Consider the following 22,322-nt stretch of genomic DNA (forward strand, 5'->3'; position numbering starts at 1 on the left):
TGATGTCAGGGGGCATTCGCGGTGCGGGTGGGGGATCAGCTGGCGGGCCGGTACCGCCTCGAACAGCGGCTCGGCATGGGCGGCATGGGCGAGGTGTGGCGGGCGCACGACACGGCGCTGGACCGCGCCGTGGCGGTGAAGGTGGTACTGGAGTCCATCGCGAGCGAGGAGGCGGTCGCGCGCTTCCGGCGCGAGGCCACCATCGGGGCGCGGCTCCAGCACCCCGGCATCACGGTCGTGCACGACGTGGGCCAGGAGTCGGGGCGGCTCTTCATCGTGATGGAGCTGCTCTCGGGCGAGGACCTGCACGCGGCCCTGGCCCGGGTGCCGGGGGGCCTCCCGGTGGACGTCGCGGTGGAGCTGGCCGCGCAGACCGCCGAGGCGCTGGCCGCCGCCCACGAACTGGGGGTGGTGCACCGCGACTTGAAGCCGCCCAACCTCTTCCTGCTGCCCGGGGGCAGGCTGAAGATCTGCGACTTCGGCATCGCGCACTCGGCCGACGCCACGGCCGGCTGGACGGTCACCGGCCGGACCGGACCCGGCAGCCCGCCGTACATGGCCCCCGAGCAGTGGCGGGGCGAGCAGGTGGACGCCCGCTGCGATCTGTACGCGCTGGGGTGCGTGCTGTACGCCCTGCTGAGCGGCGAGCCGCCCTTCGGGCAGTCCGAGGGCCCCTGGGTGCTGATGCGCCGGCACATCGAGGAGCCGCCGCTGCCGCTGCGCGAGGCCGGTACGCCGGTCCCGCCGGACCTGGACCGGCTGGTGCTGCGCCTGCTGGCCAAGGATGCGGCGGACCGGCCGGAGTCGGCGGCGGCGGTGGCGGAATCCCTGCGGGGACTTCTGGACGGCTCCGCCGGCCGGGGGCGGACGGGCATCGCGGTGGCCGCGGGCGGGGCCCCAGGCGGAGGCGCGGGGCGCGGTGGGCGGGCGTGGGGGCACCCCGGCGCAGCCGGCGGCGGGGGGGGCTTCCCCGCCCTCGGGCACGGCGAACTCGAAGTCGGCGTACCGGTGGTCGGGGCCGGGGCCGGGTCCACCACCGGTACGCCGACTTCGAGTTCGCCGTGCCCGAGGGCGGGGAAGCCCACGTCCACACTGACCTTCCAGGCACCGGGCGGCAGGGACTCGGCCGTGGTCCAGCCGGCCGGCGCCGCCGCGGGGTCGCGCACCAGCCGCCAGGGGCCCATCGTGCGGGCGCCGTCGGCGCTGACCGCGTTCACGGTGGCGGCGACCGCCTCCTCGACGGCGTCCCCGTCGTTCTCCCAGGTGATGTCGGCGGTGACGCGGCCCTCCCGCTGCCCGTTCACCACCACCTTCACGGTGTCGCCGTGGGCGTGCGCCACGACCGGGGCCAGCAGGATCAGGCCGAGGGCGGTCAGGACCGTCTGGAAAGCGATTCGTATGCGCATCGTGGCGGTGCTCCGGGTGGGGTGAGGGGCCCGGCGGACGGCCGCGTGGCGCGGCCGTCCGCCGGAGGGGACTTCACGGGCCGACTGGGTCAGCCGGCCTTCTGCACGGTCCAGGCCTGCGCCGCGCGGCCGTCCGCGCGCTGCAGGTCGAGCAGCCAGTTCCCGTAGTAGGGGCGGCTGCTCACGGTCAGCGCGAAGCCGCCGCCCGGGTCGGTGACGCTCACCGCGCCGCCGCGGGAGGTCAGCTTCCAGGCTTGCGCACCGGAGCGGCCGCAGGGCTGCTGCGCGACCCACATGCCGGCGGCCGGAGTGCCGCCCGGCTCCAGGCACTTGCCGGAGACCGCGGAGCGGATGCGGACCAGCCCGCTGCCCGCGTCGTCGAAGTACCACTGCTGCTGGGCGTAGCCGTTGGAGCGCGCCCCGACGAGCACGGTGCCGTCGGCGCCGCGCCCGCCCCAGACCTCGGCGGCCATGCCGCTGCTGCCGTTCCCGAGCAGGTACCGGGTGCCGGGGGTGGTCGCACCGCCGCCCGTGCCCTTCGTACGGAAGGTCGCGGCCTTTCCGGGTCCGCTGTCACGGCCAGCGCCGTCACGGACGGAGACGGCGAGCGTGTAGGAGGTGTCGGGCCGGAGGTTGTAGACGCGCAGCACCGGGGACTGGACCCAGGCCAGGTGCTTGCCGCCCAGCAGGACCTGGTACCAGGCGGCGCCCTCGGCCTTGGGCCAGCTCACGACGACGGAGTCCGACTGGATCTGGCCCACCGTCACGGCCGGTCCGCCCGTGGGCTTCTTGGTCGGTGTGGGCGTCGGCTTCTTGGTCGGCGTCGGGCTCGGACTCGGGCTCGGGTTCGGGTTCGGACCCGGGTCGGTGCCGCCTCCGCCCCCCTTGTTCTTCATCAGGAACTGGTTGTCGGCGATGTTCCAGTGCGTGGCCAGGTAGCTGCCGGCCTTGGGGCTGGTGTGGAAGTAGTCGTCGTGGTTGCAGTCCAGGATGTTCTCGGCGGCCTGGTTGGTGCAGATGTTGCGCATCTGCGGGTAGTACGGGGTGTCCGAGTAGCACATGACGTCGAACTCGTCGGTGCAGTGCGCGCCGCGGCTGGTGTTCGGGGCGCTGTTGTTGACCGCGCCCAGGTTGTGGCCGAGTTCGTGTGCGGCGGTGTGGCCGCCCCAGCAGCCGGAGTCCGTACGCCCGTACGAGGGGCCGAAGTTGCTGAGGTTGGCCTGGCCGGGCCGCTCGTCGCCGTTGAAGGTGCCTATCCCGCAGTAGACCTGGGTGTCCGCGAAGATCATGTACTTGCGGTCCCGGCGGTCGAGCCCCTTGCCGGCGAGCGCGGCGTTGGTGGCGCTGAACTCGGCCAGCGCGGAGTCCGGGAGCTCGATGTTGAGCACGGTGGGGGTGCAGTCGGCGGCCGTCACGTAGCGGATGTGGCGGACCCCGCCGGTCTCTTGGGCGCTCGCCGCGTAGATGACGTCGGCGTCGGCCGCCCACTTGCGGAACGAGGCCGCGTACTCGGAGTAGCGGTCGCGGCCGGGGCCGTGGACGTAGACGACCTGGACGCGATTGCCGGTGCTGCCGTCGCCGTCGCACTGGACGGTCTGGCCCGCGGGCCCGGCGGCGACGGCCTGGCCGGCGGCCGAGGGCGCGGGCGCGGCGGACTTGTCGGCGGCACGGTCGGCGTCGGCGGCGGGCGCGTCCTGAGGACGCCCGCCGCCTTCGCCGGGCGCCGGGTCGTCGGCGGCGGGGCGGGCCGGATCGGCCGCCGGGGCGGAGGCCTTGACGGCGGGCGGGATGTCCTTCGTGATGTCGACGCCCTTGGGCGGGGCGTCCGGGCCGTGGGTACACAGACCGGCACCGGTCCGGTAGACGCCGGCGCACCGGTCGCCCTTCGGCGCGGGGGCGAGGCCGTCGTAGACCATGCCGCGCGCGCCCTCGTTGGCGGGCGCGGCGGCGAGGGGTTCGGGCTCCTGGTCCCGGGCGGGCGCGGCGGCCGGTGCGGCGGCCTCCGCCCCGGCTTGTACGGACACGGCCTGGGCCCCGTCGCCCAGTCCGGAGTAGGCGATGCCGGCGGCGATCACCGCCGCCGTGGCCATGGCGGCGGTGAGGAGTACCAACCGTCGCGGTTTGCGGCGGTGTTCATGCCGTCTGCGTCGTCCTGTCATGGGCACCTCAAAGCAATATCGGATGAGTGGGTGCGCGGAAGCCTGCCAGACGAATGCGGCGGAGAATTCGGACAAAGAGGGGCGCGCTTCGAGAAATCGTTCCGTTACCTGCGCGTCAGATCTGATGAACAATCAATACGCAAGGAAACAAAGGGAGTTACGCGCGTCGCGCATATTGGTCCAGGCCTTATCGAGGGGAGTCGTTATCGAATCGAGATAACAAGTGGAGTCCTGTTGACGGGAATTCAGTCAAGGATTCACCTAATTACTACCTGTCGAATTCCCTCCGTCACGACCCGTGAGGAAGGCGGTGCCCGGCCGGCCCTGCGCACACGGAGGCGTCCCCCACGGCCCGCTGACGGAGCGTCCGGACCGCGACGCCGTTCCTCCGCGCGGCCGCCCGCGTACTTCGCGGGCCGGCTGCGGACGAGGGCGGGAGGTGAGGTCCGGCCCGCCCGCAGCGGAACGGGCCGATCCGTCGACCGGCCTGCGCGGCGCTCAGATCCCGGCGGCCCGGACCGGACGTCGGAGCAGGTAGAGGGCAGCGGACGCGACGAGCACCGCCATGCACGCGATGAACACCAGCCCCGCGCCCTCCAGTCCGAGCGGCCCCACGAGCAACCCCACGCCGATCACCGGCACCGAGATGCCGGTGTACGCCACCACGAAGAGCGTGGAGATCACGGACGCCCGCCGGTCCGCGGGAGACGCCGCGGCCACCGCGGACAGCGCCCCGCGGAACGCCAGTCCCTGCCCGAGTCCGCCGACCACGGCACTGAGCACCACCAGCGGCAGCAGGTCCCGCCACAGCGCGCCCGCGAGCAGCGCCAGGCCGGCGAAGAGCCCGGCGCACCCCAGCGGCAGCGAGCGCCCCACCCCGACCCGGCCGACCGCCAGCTGCCCGGCGGTCGAGGCGAAGAAGGCCATCGCGACCACCAGCCCGCTGACGGCGTGGTTGTGCACGTCCAGGGACTGTGCGAGGAACGCCGGGCTGACGGACGTGAACACCCCGAACAGCGCGAACCCCACGAACGAGGCGATCGCCGCCGGCCCGAACACCGCCCGCACCTGCGGGGGCAGGCCGGGCCGCTGCGGCCGTACGGTGCTCAGCGGCCGCAGCTCACGTACCGTCTCCGGCAGCCGCAGCAGGACCGCGGCCGAGCCGGCCACCAGCGCGATGTGCACGGCGAACGGCAGGTACAGCGGCCAGGGGGCGTACTGCGCGAGCACTCCGGCGAGCAGCGGACCGCAGCCCAGCCCACCCATGTTGGCGGCCGTCGCGACGAACGTGGCCCGCGAGGCGCCGCCGGCCGGTGCCAGCTCCATCACGTACGCCGTGGCGGCCCCGGTGAACAAGCCGGCGGACAGCCCCGACAGCAGCCGCCCCGCGTACAGCCAAGGCATCCCGTCGGCGCACAGGAAGCAGACGGCGCTCGCCGCCGCCAACCCCAGCCCCGCCAGCAGCACCGGCCGCCGGCCCACGGCGTCCGAGACATTGCCCGCCAGCAGCAGCACGCCGATGACCCCGAAGGCGTACACGGCGTACACCACGGTCACCGTCAGCTCGGAGAAGCCGAACTTCTCCTGGTAGAGCCCGTAGAGGGGGGTCGGCAGCGTGGTGCCGGCCATGCACACGGCGAACACCGCCCCGCTGAGGAAACACGCGCGCCACCCTCGGAGATCACCGTCCATGCCGCCGACGGTAAACCCGCGACGCGCCCCGGCCCCGGCCTGACGTGCCCGGCGCGCCGCCGCTCCCACCTGCGCAGCGCAGGATGCCGCTGGTCAGCGCGTGCCAGCAGGGACCGAACCGTCACGCGTGGCACCCTGTCGCCGTCCGCGGATCATGAGAAGGTGCGCTGCATGAGTCGGCGAGATGCCCGCAGAACCGTGGCGAAGCGTCGCCGCGACTCCCCACGGCGGAGCAGGGGCAGCTCATCAGCCGGTTCAACGACGCCACCACGAACCTGGGGTCGAAGGAACCCGGCATCGCGTTCGGGGGGATCGCCGCACTGCAGCGCATCCTGGGTCCCGCCGCCGAGGACGACGACGGGAGCGCAACACGCGAGGAGCCGAGCCCTCTGCCGGAAGCCGGCCCCGTCGCCTGCGACAGCACGGGCTACGCCGACGCATCGGGGGCGGCGAACCTGCGCGGGGCGCACCTGGCCGCGGCGAACCTCAAGAAGGCGGAGCTCCGCTATGCGGACCCGTGCGGAGCGGACCTGAGCAACGCGGACCTCACCGGCGCCTTCCTCGACCACGCGGACCTGGCCGGGGCGAACCTGTCGGGAGCGAAGCTCGACGGGATCGACTCCTATCGCGCACGCGGGTTCATGCCCGAGCGGCGCGACCGTCCTTGCCGGCCGTGGATCGAAGAGTTCCACTGGCGGTGAACAATCCCGGATCCGGGTCAGCGGAACTCGTGTACCACCTGGATCTCGCCGACCAAGTGGGCGTTGAAGTCGTCCAGTTCCTCGGCCGGAACCCACAGCTCGAGGATCGTGCGCCCCCCGGCCTGCTGAACGGGGTAGCGGCTCAAGAACTCCGACTCCACCTCGAACCGGGTGACGAAGCCGACGCCGCTGTGCTTCACGTTCCAGTCCCTCGCGATCTTGATCGCATACTCCTCGTTGAGGACCGGGTAGAAGATCGGCTGCTCGGGAAGGCGCGGCGGCCAAGCACGCCAGTTCAGCTCGCGGACCAGGTCCAGCTCCTGGGGGCCGGTGGGCCGCCATAGGGTCGTCGTCGGTCGCAGGACGGTCATGTGCGTCGCTCTCTGAGTGCGGGAAGCCGCTGGTACGGCTGGTCTGCGACCGGACGATACCGGCGCCCGGACTTCAGCGGCCACGCGGTTTCCGCGCCCCGGTTCGCACGGCCCGGACGGGGCGCGTGCAACACGTTCAACAGCGGACCCCTGCCGCGGCCGTTGCCCTCCACCCTCCCGCCCGGTTAGTACGCCCGGGGACGTTTGCGGAGCCTCGGCCGTCAGCAGTGCGGCAGCAGCGGGCCGGCCGTGCGTCTGCCGTCCGTCACGCGTCCGTCAGCAAGGCGCCTGGATGGCCGTACCGAGTTCAGCCTTTGGGGCGAATCCCTGATGGGCTAGCGGCCGTAACGTTTCTTCCTTCACGCCGCTGAGCTGCGGGAATCGCGGCGAACCCGTCGGCCAGCACATCTGTTCTGCGCCGCCTCCGCGCCCGCCGTGATCTTGACGCGCCCTACAGTCATGCCGCTCCCCCGAGATCCTCCTGAGAGACGTGCGTGACTTCCCCCTTGCCTTGCACAGAAGACCAGTTGACGCCCTCGGCCGGCCGGGCCGCGCCGCCCGCGGCGGTGCTCCAAGGCATCGCCGGATACGTCCCGTCGGGCGTGGTCGCCAACGCCGGACTCCCCGCGGCCTGGGGCATCGACGACGCCTGGGTGCACCGCCGCACCGGGATCCGCGAGCGGCGCCGGGCCGCACCCGGCGTCTCCACCGGCGAGCTCGCCCTCGAAGCCGGGCGCCGGGCACTGGCCGTGGCGGGGGGCGCTCCCGTGGACACCGTGCTCGTGGCGACCTCCACTCCGGACCGGCCGATGCCCGCCATGGCCCCGCAGCTCGCGACCCGCCTCGGTCTCGGCGGCGCGGCGGCCTGGGACGTGAGCGCCGCCTGCAGCGGGTTCCTGTACGGGCTGGCCACGGCGGCCGGCGCGCTGCTGTCCGGCTGCGCCGACCGGGTCCTGCTCGTCGCGGCCGACGTGTACTCCACCCTCCTCGACCCCGAGGACCGCTCCGCCGGGATCGTCTTCGGCGACGGCGCCGGGGCGGTGGTGCTGCGCCGGGGCCGGTACGGGGAGCCCGGCAGCATCCTCGCCTTCGACCTCGGCAGCGACGGTTCGGGCGACGAGCTGATCGAGGTGCGCGGCGGCGGAGCGCGGGAGCGTTCGGCCCCGGAGGCCTACGGCCCCGGCGACCGGCACTTCCGGATGCGGGGCCGCGAGGTGTTCCAGCACGCCGTGATCCGGATGACGCAGTCCTCGCAGACCGTGATGAAGCACGCGGGCTGGTCGCCCGAGGACGTGGACCGCTTCTGCGCCCACCAGGCCAACGCCCGCATCGTGACCGCCGTCGCGGAGCGCGTTCCGGTCCCGGGACCGCGCCGGGTGACCAACATCGAGCGGGTCGGGAACACGGGGGCGGCGTCCATCCCGCTCGCCCTCGCCGACGCCGCCTCGCGCGGTGAACTGCACGCCGGGGAAAGGGTGTTGCTCACCACTTTCGGCGCCGGACTCACCTGGGGGTCCGCGGCCGTGCTCTGGCCGCGGCTCGACCGCACGGTGCCCGGCATCGAACCCGCGCCCTGACCCCGAGGCGCCCGCGGTCCTCCCCCTTGACCTTCCCCGCGACCTTCCCGGCCGCTGCGCCTCCGCCGGCCGACCGACCGCGCCGACCGGGCTCGTAGAACCGCGCCCGTCGAACCGGCTCGTCGAACCGGGCTCGACCAGCCCGCGCCCCCACCTACCCGATCGCCGATCCCCCCTGTCCCGAAAGGACCCACCGCCATGCCCCCTGTCCCGAAAGGACCCACCGCCATGCCCCCTGTCCAGAACGTCGTCACCACCGTGCTCACCGAGAAGTTCGAGGTCGCCCCCGAGAGCGTCCTGCCCGACGCCACCCTCGAGAGCCTCGACCTCGACTCCCTCGCCCTCGCCGAACTGGCCCTCGCCCTACAGGAGGAGCTCGGCGTCAAGGTCGAGGAGCACGAGGCCGCCAAGCGCACCACCATCGCCGAGCTCGTCGCCGTCCTCCACTCCAAGCGGACCGCGCAGGACGCCCGGTGACGGCTCCCCCGCACCGGCGCGCCGCCGTCGCCGTCACCGGTCTGGGGATGCTCACCCCGGCCGGGATCGGCCGGGAGGCCACCTGGGCCGGCGTACGGCGGGCCCGCTCGACGGCGGCCACCGATCCCGAGCTCAAGGGCTGCCCGGTCGACATCTCCTGCCGGATCCCCGCCATGTCCCCCGAGCAGGGGCGCATCGGCGGCGGCAAGGCCTGGCGGATGGGCCGCTTCACACAGCTCGCGGTCCTGGCCGCCCGGGAAGCCGTGGCCGATGCCGGGCTCGACCCCGCCTCCTGGGACGGTGCCCGCGTCGCCGTGGTCATCGGCTCCGGACTGGCCGGTGCCGCCCACCTGGAAACCCAGACGCTGCGCCACCACCAGGGCGGGCCCGACCTGGTCTCGCCCGCCCTCGTCCCGATGCTCATCTCCAACATGGCCTGCGGCGAGGTGTCCGCCGACCTCGGAGCCCACGGGCCCTCCCTGGCCACCGAGACGGCCTGCGCCTCCGGTGCCACGGCTCTGGCCGTCGCCCGCGACCTGCTGCTCTCCGGCGCCTGCGACATCGCGCTGGCGGGGGGTGCGGAGGCCGCCGTGACCCCCGTCGTCACCACCGGCTTCGCCCGGATGGGCGCGCTGTCCGGCCGGGTCGACCGACCCGAGCTGGCCTCGCGGCCGTTCGCGGCGGACCGCGACGGCTTCGTCATCGCCGCGGGGGCCGCCGTACTCGTACTGGAACGGACGGCGGACGCCGCGGCCCGCGGGAGGCGCGGCTACGCGCACCTCGCCGGAGCCGGCCTCACCTCGGACGCCCACCACCCGACGGCGCCCTCCCCCGGTGGGGAGTACGCGGAGGCGGCGCTGCGCGCGGCGCTGGCCGAGGCCGGCCTGTCCCCGGCGGACGTGGACCACGTCAACGCCCACGGAACCTCCACCCCCCTCAACGACCGCACCGAGGGCGAGCTCATCGCCCGCGTCCTGCCGCACGGGCCCAGCGTGACCGCCGCCAAGGGGGTCCTCGGCCACAGTCTCGGCGCCGCCGGGGCCGTGGAGGCCGCCCTCACCGCGCCCACCATCCGGGACTCCCAGGTCGCGCCGATCGCCAACCTCGGTGCGGGCGGCTCCGCTTCCGGTTTCGGCCCCGGCTCCGGTTTCGGCTCCGGCTCCGGCTCCGGCTCCGACACTCCTTTCGGCATCGACTGCGTGACCGGCGCGGTCCGCGAGCAGCGGGTGACCGCCGCCGTCAGCCATTCCTTCGGCTTCGGCGGGCACAACGTGGTGCTCCTCCTCACCGCGCCCTGACCGCACCGGGCCCGCCCCCGACCGGCGCCCCCCTCACCAGCAGAAGGCTTCGTACCCTTGGCCGTTCACAGCGCCATCGTCCACGCCACCGTCCACGTACCGCGGGAGCGGCAGAGCGTCTCCGCGGTCGAGGACCGCTTCCGGGCGAGCAGTCCCGGCATCCCGATGTCGCGGGGTGTGCTCCAGCACATGTACGGGCTCGCCCAGCGCACGGTGGCGCCGGCCGAGGAGCAGCCCTCCGATCTGGCGGTGCACGCGGCCCGGAGCCTGCTGGACGAGAGCGACACCCTCCCGCGGGACGTGGACCTGCTGCTGTACGCGGGCATCCTCGCCGATATGGAGGAGCCGGCCACAGCCCATGTGGTGGCGGCCAAACTCGGCCTGGAATGCCCGGTGTTCGACCTCAAGAACGCCTGCAACGGGGTGCTCAACGCACTGGAGGTGGCCGATTCCCTCATCCGGACCGGACAGTACCGGCGGGTGCTGATCACCAGCGCCGAGGTCAGCACCCGCGAGAGCCGCTGGAGCGTCACGGATCCCGAGGACGTGCTGAACGCCCTGCCGAGCCTGAGCACCGGGGACATGGGCTCGGCGGTGCTCGTCGCCGCGAGCGCCCGGCCGGGGATCGTGGGCAGCCGGTTCTTCGCCAACTCCTGGGGCTGGCGGGCGGCGACGCTGCCCAATCCGTACGCGAACCACCGCAGGATGGGGCAGTTGGAGATCGACTCGGCGCAGCTCGTGGCCTCCTTCGACGGTATGCCGGCGAAGGTGCGCGGGGCGGTGCGCGAGCTCGGGGTGAGCGTCGAGGACTTCGACCTCGTCTGCGTCCACCAGCCGTCCGTGCCCTTCACCCGGGTGGCGTGCGGCTGGGTGGGGGTGGACCCGGAGCGGATCCTCTCCACCTTCCCGGCGCACGGCAACGTCGCCACCAACACCATCCCGCTGCAGTTGGCCACCGCTCTGGGCTCGGACCGGCTCCACCGGGGCGACCTGGTGGGCATGTTCGGGTTCGCGAGCGGCGCGAGCGCCGGCGTCGTCGTCTGCAGGTGGTGACCCGGTGCGCACCGACCCCGTACGAGCACGCATCACCCCGCTGCCGCCCGAGCGGTGGACGCCCGCGCTGCGCGGACTGCTGGCCGGCTCCGCCAAGGACGGCCCCGGCCGCGTGAACCTCTTCGGGACCCTCGCCCACCATCCGGAACTCGCGCGGGCCTGGCTCTCCCTCGCCCGGGTCCTGACCCACGAAGGGGTTTTGACGGACCGTCAGCGTGAACTGGTGGTGCTGCGCACCGCGCACCGGCGTGGCGGCTCCTTCGTGTACGACCGCCACCGCCAGGTCGCCGCCGAAGCCGGCCTGGACGCCCGGGAGGTGGCGGCCACGGCCGCCGCACTCGGCGAACACCCTTGGGACGCGGGCGATCTGGCCCTGCTGGAGGCCTCCGACGCGCTCGCGGCCGGGGACCCGCTGCCCCAGCCGCTGTGGGACCGGCTCGCGGACGTGCTGCGTCCCGACCAGCTCGTCGAACTCCTGATCCTCGCCGGGCAGTGCGCCACGATGTGCGCCACGCTCGGCGCCCTCCACACGCCGCCCGACGGCGCCCGAACCCCCTCCGGATGAGATCCCCGCCATGACCCTGACCACCACCGGCGCCGCCATCGGCAGCTCCACCGAAGGCGCGGCCGCGCCCGCGCTCGCCCTGCCCGCCGCCTACGGGTCCTGCCCCTACGACCCGCCGCCCGGCTACACGGCGGCCGCCGCCGAGGCGCCGGTCAGCCGCGCCGAGCTGCCCGACGGCTCGCCCTGCTGGCTGGTGACCGGCCACCAGGAGGTGCGCTCGGTGCTCGCCGACGCCCGCTTCAGTGCCGACGCCCGCACCCCCGGCTTCCCCTTCCTCTCCCCCGGCCAGCGCCAACTGGCCACCGCCCAGCCGAGCTTCATCCGGATGGACGACCCCGAGCACGCCCGCCTGCGGCGCATGGTCGCCAAGGACTTCCTGACCCGCCGGATCCAGGAGCTGCGCCCGGCCATCGCGGAGGTCGTGGAGAGCGCCGTCGACGCCATGGCCGCCGGCGGCCGCCGGTCCGCCGACCTCGTGGCGGACTTCGCGCTCCCCGTCCCGTCGCTGGTCATCTGCCTGATGCTGGGGGTGCCGTACGAGGACCACGCGCTGTTCCAGTCGCTCAGCCGGACCCTGCTCGACAACACCACCGACCCCGGCCGGGCGGCGGCGGCCCACCGCGAGCTGATGGACTACCTGGCGACGCTGGCGGAGCGGAAGCGGGAAGCGCCGGGGGACGACATCCTCAGCCGGCTCGCCGTCCGGCCCGACCTGACGGCACAGGAGACGGCCTCGCTCGGCTTCATGCTCCTGATCACCGGGCACGAGAGCACCACCAACATGGCCGCGCTCAGCGTCCTGGCCCTGCTGCGCCGCCCCGACCAGGCCGGCCTGTTGCGGAGCGACCCGGCGCTGATCCCCGGGGCGGTGGAAGAGCTGCTGCGCTACCTCACCATCATCCACCTCGGTCTGGGCCGCGCCGCCACGGCGGACGTCACCGTCGGCGGGGCGCCGATCCGGGCCGGTGACGCGGTGATCTGCATGCTGTCCACCGCCAACCGCCAGCCGGAGCTCTTCGGACCGGGAGCCTCGGAAGCCTCGGAAGCCGCAGGAGCCGCAGGAGCTCCGGCAACCGCCGACACCCCGAGTGCCCACCGTGTTCCGGCCGGCGTCGCGGCCTGCCCCGCCGAGCTCGACGTGACCCGGGACGCACGCCGCCACCTGGCCTTCGGGCACGGCGTGCACCAGTGCCTGGGCCACACGCTGGCGCGCGTCGAGCTGCAGATCGTGCTGGAGACCCTACTGCGCAGGCTGCCCGGCTTGCGGCTGGCCGCACCCGAGGACCGGCTCGTCTTCCAGCGGGACACCATCGTCTACGGACTGCGGGAGCTCCCCGTCACCTGGTGACGGGTGCGGGTGCCGGTGCGGGTGCGGGACCGCTACGCGGGAGTGGGCTTCGCGCGGACGTGCATGCGCTCCCCCTGCCGTCCGAACAGGCTGAGGAGCTCGACCGGCCGGCCGTCCGCGCTGCTGAACCAGTGCGGCAGGCGGGTGTCGAACTCGGCCGCCTCGCCCGGTCCGAGGACCAGGTCGTGGTCGGTGAGGACGAGCCTCAGCCGGCCGTTGAGCACGTACAGCCACTCGTAGCCCTCGTGCGTGCGGAGGTCCGGCTCGGGACCGCGGTCGGAGATGATCATCTTGTATGCCTGGAGGGGCCCGGGGGTCCGGGTCAGGGGGACGAACGTGCCGCCGCTCGGCAGTGGATGGGCGGTCAGCCGTACCCGGGGATCCCCCACTTCCGGGGCGCCGACCAGGTCGTCCAGGGGAACCCGGTAGGCGCCGGCGAGCGGGAGCAGCAGTTCCAGGCTGGGGCGGCGCTGCCCCGACTCCAACCGGGAGAGGGTGCTCTTGGAGATGCCCGTGGCCTCGGAGAGGGCGGCAAGGGTGAGGCCGCGTTGGGCGCGCAGCCGGCGCAGCCGGGGTGCCACCTCCGCGAGAACCGCTTGGTAGGGCGGTGTGTCGTCCATCCGGCCATTCCATCCCGCTGTCCCGGAAATGGCAACAAGAGTTGCCGTGGCGGCCGGGCCGGTACACGCTCCCGGCACGAGCGGGATCCGGCCGCCGGCGGCAAGGGCCGCCGAACGTGGGCCGGGGCCGCGGGAGTCGCCCGAGAACGGAGTCCCTTGTGAGACCCAGCACCGCAGGACAGCAGGACGCGCCACCGGCCGCCGCCACGGGACGGGGCACCGCTCCGGTCCGCTGGGCGCTCGCCGCCCTCTCACTCTTGATGCTCCTGTCCTCACTCGGCACGAGCATCGCCAATGTCGCACTGCCGACCCTGGCCGAGGCGTTCTCCGCCTCCTTCCAGGAGGTCCAGTGGATCGTCCTGTCCTATCTCCTCGCCGTCACCACCCTGATCGTCGGCGCCGGACGGCTCGGTGACCTGATCGGCCGCCGACGCCTGCTCCTGGCCGGGATCCTGCTGTTCACGGCGGCCTCGGTCCTGTGCGGCCTCGCGCCCACGCTGTGGCTGCTGATCGCCGCCCGGGCGGCGCAGGGCCTCGGGGCCGCCGTCATGATGGCCCTCGCCATGGCGTTCGTCGGCGGGACGGTGCCGAAGGCGCGGACCGGCAGGGCCATGGGGCTGCTCGGCACGATGTCCGCGATCGGCACCGCTCTCGGTCCGTCGCTGGGAGGCGTGCTGATCGCCGGACCCGGCTGGCGGGCGATCTTCCTCGTCAACGCTCCCCTGGGCGCCCTGGCCCTCTTCCTCGCCCACCGCCACCTGCCCGACGACCGCCGGAAGGGGCAGGAGGGGTTGGAGCGTCTGAAGGGGCAGGAGCGGGCGCAGGGGCCTGAGGAGGTCGGCCGGGCCCGCTTCGACCACGCGGGCACCCTGCTGCTCGCTCTGACGCTCGCCGCCTACGCCCTCGCCATGACCACCGGGCACGGCGGTTTCGGCCCGCTCAACGCGGCCCTCCTGGCGGGCGCCGTGCTCGGAGCCGGGCTCTTCGTACGCACCGAATCGCGGGCGGCGTCACCCCTGATCCGGCCGGCGACGTTCCGCGATCCGGCGCTGCGCGCGAGCCTGGCCATGAGCACCCTCGTCTCGACGGTGATGATGGCGACGCTGGTGGTCGGCCCGTTCTACCTCTCCCGCTCCCTCGGGCTCGACGAGGCGCTGGTCGGACTCGTCCTGTCGGCCGGTCCCCTCGTGGCCGCGCTGGCCGGCGTACCGGCCGGGCGCCTCGCTGACCGGTTCGGCGCACCGCGCATGGCGGTCGCCGGACTCGGCGCGATGGCGGTCGGCACCTTCGCCCTGTCGGTGACGGCGGGGAGTCTGGGCATCCCCGGCTACGTCGCCCCCATCGCGGTCGTCACGGCGGGCTACGCGGTCTTCCAGACGGCCAACAACACCGCCGTCATGGCGGACGTCCGCCCGGACCGGAGGGGCGTCACCTCCGGCCTGCTCAACCTGGCGCGCAATCTCGGACTCATCACCGGTACGTCGGTCATGGGCGCCGTGTTCGCCTCCGCCTCGGCGGCGACGGACGTCGCCACGGCGCCCCCTGGGGCCGTGGCCACGGGCATGCGGGTCACGTTCGCGGTGGCCGGCGTCCTGGTCCTCGTCGCACTCGCCCTCGCCCTCGCGGCACGGAAGCCGCGCCCCCGCCCGGCGCGCTCGGGGCGGCCGAGCGGCTGAGGGGGCGCGGCTCCGGGGCCGGAGGTCAGCGCGCGAGGGGCCGGCCGATGGGCTTGTCGAGGACCCAGGCGCATTCGTGGCGGGTGAATCCGGTGTGGGGGTAGTAGTCGACCTCCGCGGGGGCGGAGAGGAGGATCACCTTGGCCTGGGGGGCGGCCGCCTGGGTGGTGCGGATCAGGTCGCGGCCGATGCCCTTGCCCTGGAACTCCCGGTCCACGGCGAGGTCACCGAGGTACGTGGAGTACGCGCCGTCGGTGAGGGAGCGGGAGATGCCGATGAGGCGGCCGTCGGCGGTGCGGGCGGTGACGACCGGGTTCGCCCCGGCCAGCATCTTGGTGAACCGTTCGACGTCGTCGACGGGGCGCCGCTCGGCGAGGGTGGACGCCCGGTAGAGGGCGAGGACCTCCTGCACGTCGAGGGCGGCGCCGGTGACCTGTTCACATGTCCACATGTCCACATGCTGGTGCAACTCCTTGCCGAGTTCTTCGAGTCGGGTCTTGAGATGACCGCGGTTGCCGAGGAAGCGGTGGGGGTCGAACTGTTCCTCGCGCACTTGCACGCCGCGTGCGGCCAGGGCGGCGGGAAGTCCGGTGCCGGTGGTCCACGCTTCGGCGGCCGCCGCCTGCACCAGCCGGTAGGCGTCCTCGCGCCCGGTTCCCCGGGCGACGAGGTCGAGGAAGACCTCCGAGCTGTAGACCAGCCCCCGGGTCGCGTCGACGTGGGACGACATCCGTGCGGGGAAGACGCGCAGGCCGCGCAGGAGTTCCGTCGCGGAGACCAGCTGGTGGTGGGAGACGGCCAGGCTGTCGGGCAGGATGACCCGCTCGACGGAGGAGTGCGCGAGGTCGCGTTCGTGCCAGAGCGCGATGTTCTCGTACGAGGCGCCGGCGTTGGCCCGCAGGAGTCGGGCCAGGCCTCACAGCCGTTCGCTGGTGGTGGGGTTCCGCTTGTGGGGCATGGCGCTGGACCCCTGGTAGGCACGGGATCGGGGTTCCTCGACCTCGGCGACCTCGGTGCGCTGCAGCAGGCGCATCTCCAGGGCGAACTGCTCGACGACCGCTCCGGTGATGGCGAGGGCCGACAGCAACTGGGCGTGCCGGTCGCGGGCCACGACCTGGCTGGGCATCGGCTCGACGCCCAGGCCGAGTTCCGCGCAGACCCGTTCCTCGATCTGGGGGTGGATGTGGGAGTACGTGCCGACGGGGCCCGAGAGCGTACCGACGGCGACGGCCGTGCGGGCGTCGGCGAGCCGGCCCAGGCAGCGGTGCACGGCGTGGGCGTGGACGGCGAGCTTCTGGCCGAAGGTGGTGGGCTCGGCGTGGATGCCGTGGGTGCGTCCGATGCACACCGTGTCCCAGTGTTCGAGGGCCCGTTGGGCGAGGAGCCGGGCGAGGGCGCGGGCGGCTTCGAGCACCAGGTCGCACGAGCGGGCCAGCACGAGGCCGAGGGCGGTGTCCACGAGGTCGTAGCTGGTCATTCCGTGGTGCACCCAGCGGGCCGACTCGGCGGGCATCGCCTCGGTGTGCGCGGCGAGGAAAGCGAGGATCTCGTGGTCGCGCTCCGCCTCCAGCTCCCGGATCCGGGCGACGGAGGGAACCGGGGCCCGGCGGATGTCGGCCAAGGCCTCGGAGGGGACGGCGCCGAGCTCGGCCTGGGCAGTGCCGGCGAGCACCTCGACCTGGACCCAGGTCGATGGAGCGTCGATACGCTGCTCGCGGCCGATGGAGGCCCCGGTCACGGGCGCGGGGCGGCGGAGCGCACCGCCATCAGGAGGCCGCTCGCCCAGGCCATGCGGACCGTGCGGAAGTCCTCCCGTCGCTCCAGGACGGCGAGCAGGCGCTCGACCGACGGCGCGTGGTCCTGCGGCCAGCCGGGCTGCGGGAGGAGGTCGTCGATCAGGTACGTCCCGCCGGGGGCCACGAGGTCCAGGGCCCGCTCCAGGTGGGTGAACTTCCCCGGCCAGGTGTCCGCGAAGACCAGGTCGAACGGTTCCCCGCCGTACGCCTCCAGCCAGTCACCGCCGTCCGCGGCCACGAAGGTCACCCGGGGGTCGGAGCCCAACTGCTCGCGGCCGACCTTCTGCACGGTCTCGTCCAGCTCGACCGTGACCAGACGGGAGGCGCCGTCCATCCCGCTGAGGAGCCAGGCGGTGCCCTCGCCGGCGCCCGTGCCGAGTTCGAGGATGCGGCCTCCGGGGCGGGCGGCCGCGAGAACGGCCAGCAGACCGCCGGTCCGCTCCTCGCAGGACATGCTGAAGCCCGCCTCGTGCGCCGCGGCGCGCAGGGCGGGCAGGGAATCCGGGAACCGGTTCGGTGTGTCGTCCATCCGGGGAGCATGCCCCCGCCGCCGTCCCCGGACAACGCCTTTGATCGCGGCGGGCGTCGCGACGCCCGCGGGCCGGCGGATCAGGACTTCTCGTGGATCAGGACTTCCAGTGGGGCGGGCGCTTCTCGGTGAAGGTGCGGGTCCCTTCGGCGGCGGACGCCGGGGCGAAGACCGGCGGGCGGGGGGCTGCGGCGGCGGGCCGTCTCCGTGCCCGCCGCGGCCGGCAGCCGCCGGCCCCGCCGCCTCGCCGCCCTCGCTTCCTTCGCCAACGTCCCCGTGCTCATGGTGACTTGAGAGCGGTCCGGACCGCAACGCGCCGGCCCGGGAGGGGTCCGAAGGGCTTCCGGCGCCTCACTCCGCGCCGAGGGCGGAGAGGATCTCCTCGGTGGTGGTGACCTTGCCCATGCGCGGGAAGATCTTGCCGAAGCTGTGGGCGTGGGAGTCCGGATCGGTGTCGGCCGTGGCGTCCTCGGCGAAGACGAGCTGGTAGCTGTTCTCCCAGGCGGTGCGGGCGGTGGACTCGACGCCGATGCTGGTGGAGATGCCGGCCAGGACGATGCGGTGGATGCCGCGCCGGCGGAGCTGGAGGTCGAGCTCGGTGCCGGTGAAGGCACCCCAGTGCCGCTTGGTGACGACGACGTCGCCGAGGGCCGCGAGTTCGGCGGGGATCTCGGAGAACGCGGCGGGCGGGGCCGCGGCCGGGCCGGGGCGGTCGACATCGGTGGTCGGCAGGTCCCCGCCGTCGGGCGACCAGGCGACCCGTACGAGGACCACGGGCAACTTCCGGGCGCGGAAGGCCTCGGCGAGCGCGATGCCCCGCTTGAGGACTTCGTCGGCGGGCCGGTTCGTGGGCAGGGCCAGGATGCCGCTCTGGAGGTCGATCAGGACCAGGGCGGTGTCGGTGTCGAGGGTCAGGCCGGTCATGGGCACCCCATTCCTTGCTCTTTTCGGCGGCCCCGGGACTCCGGCGGCCCGCGGTCAGGCTTCGGCGAGGCGCCGCAGCAGCGGGATCGCCTCGGCCACCGTCCGCCGCTCCTCGGGCGTGAGCCGCTCGGCCATCAGCTCGGCGAGGCGTCCGTGGCCGGCCTCCTTGCGCTCCCGCACGAAGTCCCGGCCGCGCTCGGTCAGTGCGATCACCTTCCGGCGGCCGTCGGTGGGATGTGCGGTGCTCACGACGTGTCCGGAGTTCCGCAGGCTGCCGACCGTGGCCGTCAGCGACTGGGGGCGGATCCTCTCGGCCTGCGCCAGGGCCGTCACCGTGGTGGGGCCGTCGCGGTCGAGGCGTTTGAGGACCGAGGCCTGCGAGAGGCTCACCCCGCTCCCCGCGGAGGCCATCCGCAGGTGCCGTACCAGCAGGCCGATCACCAGCTGAAGTTCCTCGGCCACGCCCTCAGGCGGTCGCTCCGCTCCCACGAACCGACCATAACGGACAAACAGGGTGACTGACAAGTTGGCCTTGGTATCTCTGGGCGCGCCAGCGCCCTCCCTCGCCGCCCGCACTTTCGGCCAGACCGGCCGCGGAAGTGGCCGAGTACCTCATGTCGCACGGGGCCCGAAGGGATATTTGCTGCACTCATCCAGATTCCTGGCCGCTAGGAGTTCTCGTGCTCGAAGACGTGGCCGCCCTCGCCATGACAGGGGCGACGACCGTGGTGGCGGCAATGGCCACCGACGCCTGGACGACGGCGCGCGCCCGGGTGGCCCGCCTGTTCCGGCACGCCGGTACGGATCAACAGGCGGCCATCGAGGCGCAGATGGACGGGCACGCCGCGCTGGTGGCCCGGTCCGGCGACACCGAAGGCGCCCGGCAGGACCTGGTGCCCGTCTGGCGGCTGCAACTCGCCGCCTTCCTGCGCGAACACCCCGACGCGGCGGAGGAACTGCAGCAGCTGCTGGACGAGGTCCGGGCCGAACTGCCGCCGGCGCGGCAGGTCTGGCAGCAGACGAACACCGCACGCGACAACGGCCGCGTCTTCGCCGCGCTGGGCGGCAACGTGATCGTGCACCAGGGACCCGCGGAACCGCCGGCTCCCCCTCGGCCCGCCGCCGGTACGGAGACCGAGGACGCCGGGTGACTCCGTCCGCGTCCCCGGAACCGGCAGGGGTCCGGCAGGTCGTCCACGTCGAGAACGGTTTCGGGTACGGCTGCGTCGGCGCGGACATCCACGTCTTCGGCGACGGCCGGCCGGTGTACCTGCTGTTCGGACACCGGCCGGCGACCGACGCGCGATCGCCCTGGCTGCGGGCGCAGCCCAGCCGGATGCTCGACGCGCGCACGGAGGTCGTCGGCTTCACCGGCCGCGCCGCCGAGTCGGCGGAGCTGGCCGCGTGGCGGGACGCGGACGCCCGGTTCGCGGTGCGGTGGCTGCACGGGGAGGGAGGCCAGGGCAAGACACGGCTGGCGAACCTGCTCGCCGCCGAGTCCCGGCGCGCGGGGTGGAAGGTCGTGAGCGCCGTGCACGGCTCGGACGCCCACCCGCCGGCGGAGGGCAGCCAGGACCTGCGCCCGGACGGGCACGAGGGCGTGCTGCTGCTGGTGGACTACGCGGACCGCTGGCCCCTCTCGGACCTGAGCTGGCTGTTCCACAACCGGCTGCTGCGCCGGCCGGTCCCGGTGAGGGTCCTGCTGATCGGCCGGTCGGCGAGCGGCTGGCCCGCGCTGCGGGGCAAGCTCGACCAGCTCCGGGAGGGCATCGACACCTCCGACCTGTACCTGGCTCCGCTGCCCGACGACGGCAGCGCGCGGGACCGGATGTTCACCGCCGCACGCGACTGCTTCGCCGTCCACTACCCGGACGTCACCGATCCGCGCGCGATCGCTCCCCCGGGCCCCTTGAACACCCCGGGCTTCGGGCTGACGCTGGTGGTCCACATGGCCGCGCTCGTCGCCGTGGACGCGGCGGCCCGCGGCCGCCGCCCGCCCGGCGACGTGGTCGGCCTCACCGTCTACCTGCTGGACCGGGAGCACGAGAACTGGCGGCAGCTGTACGAGAACTCCGGGCGCGGCCTCGATTTCCGCACGTCCGACGCCGTGATGGCGCGCGCGGTGTTCGCCGCGATCCTCGCCGGGCCCGCCGACCGCCAGGCCGCCCTCGGGGTCCTCGAACTGCTCATGCCGCGGGCCCCCGCCGAGCGGATCCTCCTCGACCACGCCGTCTGCTACCCGCCCACCGACCCGGCCCGGGCCAACACCCTCGAACCCCTGCTGCCCGATCGGCTCGCCGAGGACTTCCTCGCCCTCATGCTGCCCGGCAGCCCGGTGTCCGGGCATCCGACGGACACGTGGGCGGCCGCCGTCCCGGCAGCCCTGCTCCGCCGCGGCCAGGACGGCGCGGCGCCGCCCTGGGCCCCCCGTACGCTCGCCTACCTCGCGGCCGCCGCCGACCGCTGGCCCCATGTGGGGGACGGCCACCTGTACCCCGTGGTGCGGGCCGACCCCCGGCTCGCGCTGGACGCGGGCTCGGCCGCCCTGACCGCGCTCGCCCGGATCGGGGAAGGGGAGTTGGCGGACGGGGACCTGCTGGGCGTCCTCGAGTCGATCGACACCGTGCTGCCCGGCCTGCGCCACGTCGACCTCGACCCGGGCATCGCCTCCGTCGCCGAGCGGCTCACCGCCCGGCGGCTCGCCGACGCCGATGACCACGGCGACCAGGCCGTTCTGCTCAGCCGGCTCGCCACGCGGTACGACCACGCCGGCCTGGTCGGCAAGGCCGTGGCGTCCGCCGACGAATCCGCCAGGATCTTCCGCCGACTGGCGGCGGTCGACCCGGACGCCAACCTGGCCGGCCTGGGCGGCACGCTGACCCACCTCGGCGGCTACCTCTCCGCGCGGGGCCGCCGCGCCGAGGCGCTGGCGACGGCCGAGGAGGCCGCCGGGATCTTCCGGCAGCTGGTGGCCGCCGATCCGGCCCGCCACCTGCCCGGTCTGTCCGGGGCCCTGGTCAATCTGGGCAGCCTGCTCTCCGCACAGGGAGAGCAGGAACGGGCTCTGCGGGTCACTCTGGAGGCGACGGCGATCCTGATGCGGCTGGCCGACACCGAACCGGCGGCCCACTTGCTCCCCCTGGCCACGACCCTGGACAACCTCGGCCGCGTGTTCTCCGACCTGGGGCGGCCGGAGGATTCCCTGAAGGCCTCCGAGCAGGCCGTCACCCTCTTCCGGCTCATCGTCGAGAGGAACTCCGCCGCCTGCCTGCCCGACCTCGCCAGGGCGCTGCACCACCGGGGGCACTGGCTGTCGCAACTCGGGCGCCGGGAGGAGGCGCTGCGGGCCGTGCGGGAGGCGGTCGCCATCGACAGGCGGCTGGCCGCCTCCAACCCCGGTGCCCACCAGGCCCACCTCGCCGCGTCGCTCGACAACCTCGGCGCGTACCTGATCGGCACGGAGCGCCCCGACGAGGCGGTCCCGGCGTTCGAGGAAGCCGTCGCCCTCTTCCGGCGCCTGGCCGAAGCCAACCCCGGTGCCCGCGAGCCCGATCTCGCCAAGGCCCTGGGCAACCTCAGTGCCGGGTACGCCCGCCTGGGACGGCTGGCCGAGGCCCTGTCCGCCCTCCGGGAGGGCACGGGCATCGGCCGCCGGCTGGCCGCCGCGGATCCGCGCGCCCACCTCCTCGACCTCGCCCGCGCGGTGGACAACCTGGTCGTCCTGCTCACCGCCTTGGATCTCCCCGAGGTCCTGCCCGCCCTCCAGGAGGCCGTCGCGGTCCGCAGGCGGCTGGCCCAGACCGACCCCGGGGCGCACCGGGCCGAGCTCGCCAAGGCCCTCGCGGGAATGGCCGGCCGGCGGGCCGCCGATCCCGGCGGGCTTCCCCACGCGCGGGCGGCGCTGGAGGAAGCGGCCTTCCTCCTCCTGGACTTGGCCGCGCGCGAGCCGCGGACGTACGCGGGGGACCTGCGCGGCGTCCTGGTCGGCTACGCCGCCGTGCTGGGCAGGCTCGGCCTCACGGCGCGAGCGGACGGGATCCGACAGGTGCTCACGACCGCGGCGACCCTCCAGGACGTGCACCATGCCCTGGTCGGGCCCGCGGGCCCCGCCTCCGGCTCATGAAAAAGGT

Annotated in this window: 20 protein-coding genes; 11 read left to right on the top strand and 9 right to left on the bottom strand. The window is 74.0% G+C overall.

From position 1 onward, the window contains the following. The first annotated feature begins 21 nt into the window (after nucleotides 1-21). A complete protein-coding gene (locus DRB96_RS18230) occupies nucleotides 22-1,431 on the top strand; it encodes a serine/threonine-protein kinase (protein WP_204357763.1) in 1,410 nt (469 codons plus the stop codon). A 64-nt stretch (nucleotides 1,432-1,495) separates the two neighbouring features. Here the strand turns inward: DRB96_RS18230 and DRB96_RS18235 are convergent, their stop codons facing one another. Then, on the bottom strand, nucleotides 1,496-3,517 hold the full coding sequence (locus tag DRB96_RS18235; RefSeq protein WP_239517741.1) for an RICIN domain-containing protein: 2,022 nt from the start codon (nucleotides 3,515-3,517) through the stop codon (nucleotides 1,496-1,498). A 546-nt stretch (nucleotides 3,518-4,063) separates the two neighbouring features. Next, a complete protein-coding gene (locus tag DRB96_RS18240; RefSeq protein WP_112449429.1) occupies nucleotides 4,064-5,257 on the bottom strand; it encodes an MFS transporter in 1,194 nt (397 codons plus the stop codon). Nucleotides 5,258-5,712: 455 nt separating this feature from the next. On the opposite strand from DRB96_RS18240, the gene DRB96_RS45945 reads away from it, so the two are divergent. Further along, a complete protein-coding gene (locus DRB96_RS45945) occupies nucleotides 5,713-5,958 on the top strand; it encodes a pentapeptide repeat-containing protein (protein WP_275432077.1) in 246 nt (81 codons plus the stop codon). A 17-nt stretch (nucleotides 5,959-5,975) separates the two neighbouring features. Here the strand turns inward: DRB96_RS45945 and DRB96_RS18250 are convergent, their stop codons facing one another. Continuing rightward, entirely contained in the window at nucleotides 5,976-6,329 is a 354-nt protein-coding gene (locus DRB96_RS18250; protein WP_112449430.1) for a hypothetical protein, read from the bottom strand. Between the two features lie 527 nt (nucleotides 6,330-6,856). On the opposite strand from DRB96_RS18250, the gene DRB96_RS18255 reads away from it, so the two are divergent. The 6 genes from DRB96_RS18255 to DRB96_RS18280 all read left to right on the top strand — a co-directional run bounded on the left by DRB96_RS18255 (nucleotide 6,857) and on the right by DRB96_RS18280 (nucleotide 12,647). Beyond that, entirely contained in the window at nucleotides 6,857-7,906 is a 1,050-nt protein-coding gene (locus DRB96_RS18255; RefSeq protein ID WP_239516546.1) for a beta-ketoacyl-ACP synthase 3, read from the top strand. A gap of 228 nt (nucleotides 7,907-8,134) precedes the next feature. Beyond that, the gene (locus DRB96_RS18260) at nucleotides 8,135-8,383 is read left to right on the top strand and encodes a phosphopantetheine-binding protein (RefSeq protein WP_112449431.1); all 249 of its coding nucleotides are present in this window, start codon (nucleotides 8,135-8,137) and stop codon (nucleotides 8,381-8,383) included. Then, on the top strand, nucleotides 8,380-9,681 hold the full coding sequence (locus DRB96_RS18265) for a beta-ketoacyl-[acyl-carrier-protein] synthase family protein (protein ID WP_112449432.1): 1,302 nt from the start codon (nucleotides 8,380-8,382) through the stop codon (nucleotides 9,679-9,681). The genes DRB96_RS18260 and DRB96_RS18265 overlap by 4 nt, the downstream gene beginning before the upstream one ends. 57 nt (nucleotides 9,682-9,738) lie before the next feature. Then, entirely contained in the window at nucleotides 9,739-10,734 is a 996-nt protein-coding gene (locus DRB96_RS18270) for a 3-oxoacyl-[acyl-carrier-protein] synthase III C-terminal domain-containing protein (protein ID WP_112449433.1), read from the top strand. 4 nt (nucleotides 10,735-10,738) lie between these two features. Next, nucleotides 10,739-11,299, top strand: a complete 561-nt coding sequence (locus tag DRB96_RS18275) for a carboxymuconolactone decarboxylase family protein (protein WP_239516329.1) — start codon at nucleotides 10,739-10,741, stop codon at nucleotides 11,297-11,299. A 10-nt stretch (nucleotides 11,300-11,309) separates the two neighbouring features. Next, nucleotides 11,310-12,647: a cytochrome P450 gene (locus DRB96_RS18280; RefSeq protein WP_112449434.1), complete on the top strand. Its 1,338-nt coding sequence runs from the start codon at nucleotides 11,310-11,312 to the stop codon at nucleotides 12,645-12,647. A gap of 32 nt (nucleotides 12,648-12,679) precedes the next feature. Here DRB96_RS18280 and DRB96_RS18285 read toward each other — a convergent pair whose 3' ends face one another. Next, entirely contained in the window at nucleotides 12,680-13,267 is a 588-nt protein-coding gene (locus DRB96_RS18285) for an XRE family transcriptional regulator (protein WP_112449435.1), read from the bottom strand. 158 nt (nucleotides 13,268-13,425) lie between these two features. Here DRB96_RS18285 and DRB96_RS18290 point away from each other — a divergent pair, with 158 nt between their 5' ends. Beyond that, nucleotides 13,426-14,943 (top strand): MFS transporter, encoded by a 1,518-nt coding sequence (locus DRB96_RS18290; RefSeq protein ID WP_239516330.1) that lies wholly within the window; start codon nucleotides 13,426-13,428, stop codon nucleotides 14,941-14,943. Between the two features lie 25 nt (nucleotides 14,944-14,968). Here DRB96_RS18290 and DRB96_RS44700 read toward each other — a convergent pair whose 3' ends face one another. From DRB96_RS44700 to DRB96_RS18320, 5 genes are all read right to left on the bottom strand, one after another. Further along, the gene (locus DRB96_RS44700) at nucleotides 14,969-15,673 is read right to left on the bottom strand and encodes a GNAT family N-acetyltransferase (protein WP_239516331.1); all 705 of its coding nucleotides are present in this window, start codon (nucleotides 15,671-15,673) and stop codon (nucleotides 14,969-14,971) included. Between the two features lie 186 nt (nucleotides 15,674-15,859). Next, a complete protein-coding gene (locus DRB96_RS18300; protein ID WP_239516332.1) occupies nucleotides 15,860-16,681 on the bottom strand; it encodes a lyase family protein in 822 nt (273 codons plus the stop codon). Then, the gene (locus DRB96_RS18305) at nucleotides 16,678-17,268 is read right to left on the bottom strand and encodes a class I SAM-dependent methyltransferase (protein ID WP_112449436.1); all 591 of its coding nucleotides are present in this window, start codon (nucleotides 17,266-17,268) and stop codon (nucleotides 16,678-16,680) included. The genes DRB96_RS18300 and DRB96_RS18305 overlap by 4 nt, the downstream gene beginning before the upstream one ends. 351 nt (nucleotides 17,269-17,619) lie before the next feature. After that, a complete protein-coding gene (locus tag DRB96_RS18315; RefSeq protein WP_112449437.1) occupies nucleotides 17,620-18,192 on the bottom strand; it encodes a hydrolase in 573 nt (190 codons plus the stop codon). Between the two features lie 54 nt (nucleotides 18,193-18,246). Then, a complete protein-coding gene (locus tag DRB96_RS18320) occupies nucleotides 18,247-18,654 on the bottom strand; it encodes a MarR family transcriptional regulator (RefSeq protein WP_112449438.1) in 408 nt (135 codons plus the stop codon). Between the two features lie 218 nt (nucleotides 18,655-18,872). Between DRB96_RS18320 and DRB96_RS18325 the strand changes: the two genes are divergently transcribed. Both DRB96_RS18325 and DRB96_RS18330 read left to right on the top strand, forming a co-directional pair. Beyond that, nucleotides 18,873-19,343 (top strand): hypothetical protein, encoded by a 471-nt coding sequence (locus tag DRB96_RS18325; protein WP_112449439.1) that lies wholly within the window; start codon nucleotides 18,873-18,875, stop codon nucleotides 19,341-19,343. Then, on the top strand, nucleotides 19,340-22,315 hold the full coding sequence (locus DRB96_RS18330; protein WP_112449440.1) for a tetratricopeptide repeat protein: 2,976 nt from the start codon (nucleotides 19,340-19,342) through the stop codon (nucleotides 22,313-22,315). Before DRB96_RS18325 ends, DRB96_RS18330 begins: the two co-directional genes overlap by 4 nt. Nucleotides 22,316-22,322: the final 7 nt, after the last annotated feature.

This window comes from Streptomyces sp. ICC1, from assembly GCF_003287935.1.
Taxonomy (GTDB): domain Bacteria; phylum Actinomycetota; class Actinomycetes; order Streptomycetales; family Streptomycetaceae; genus Streptomyces; species Streptomyces tritrimontium.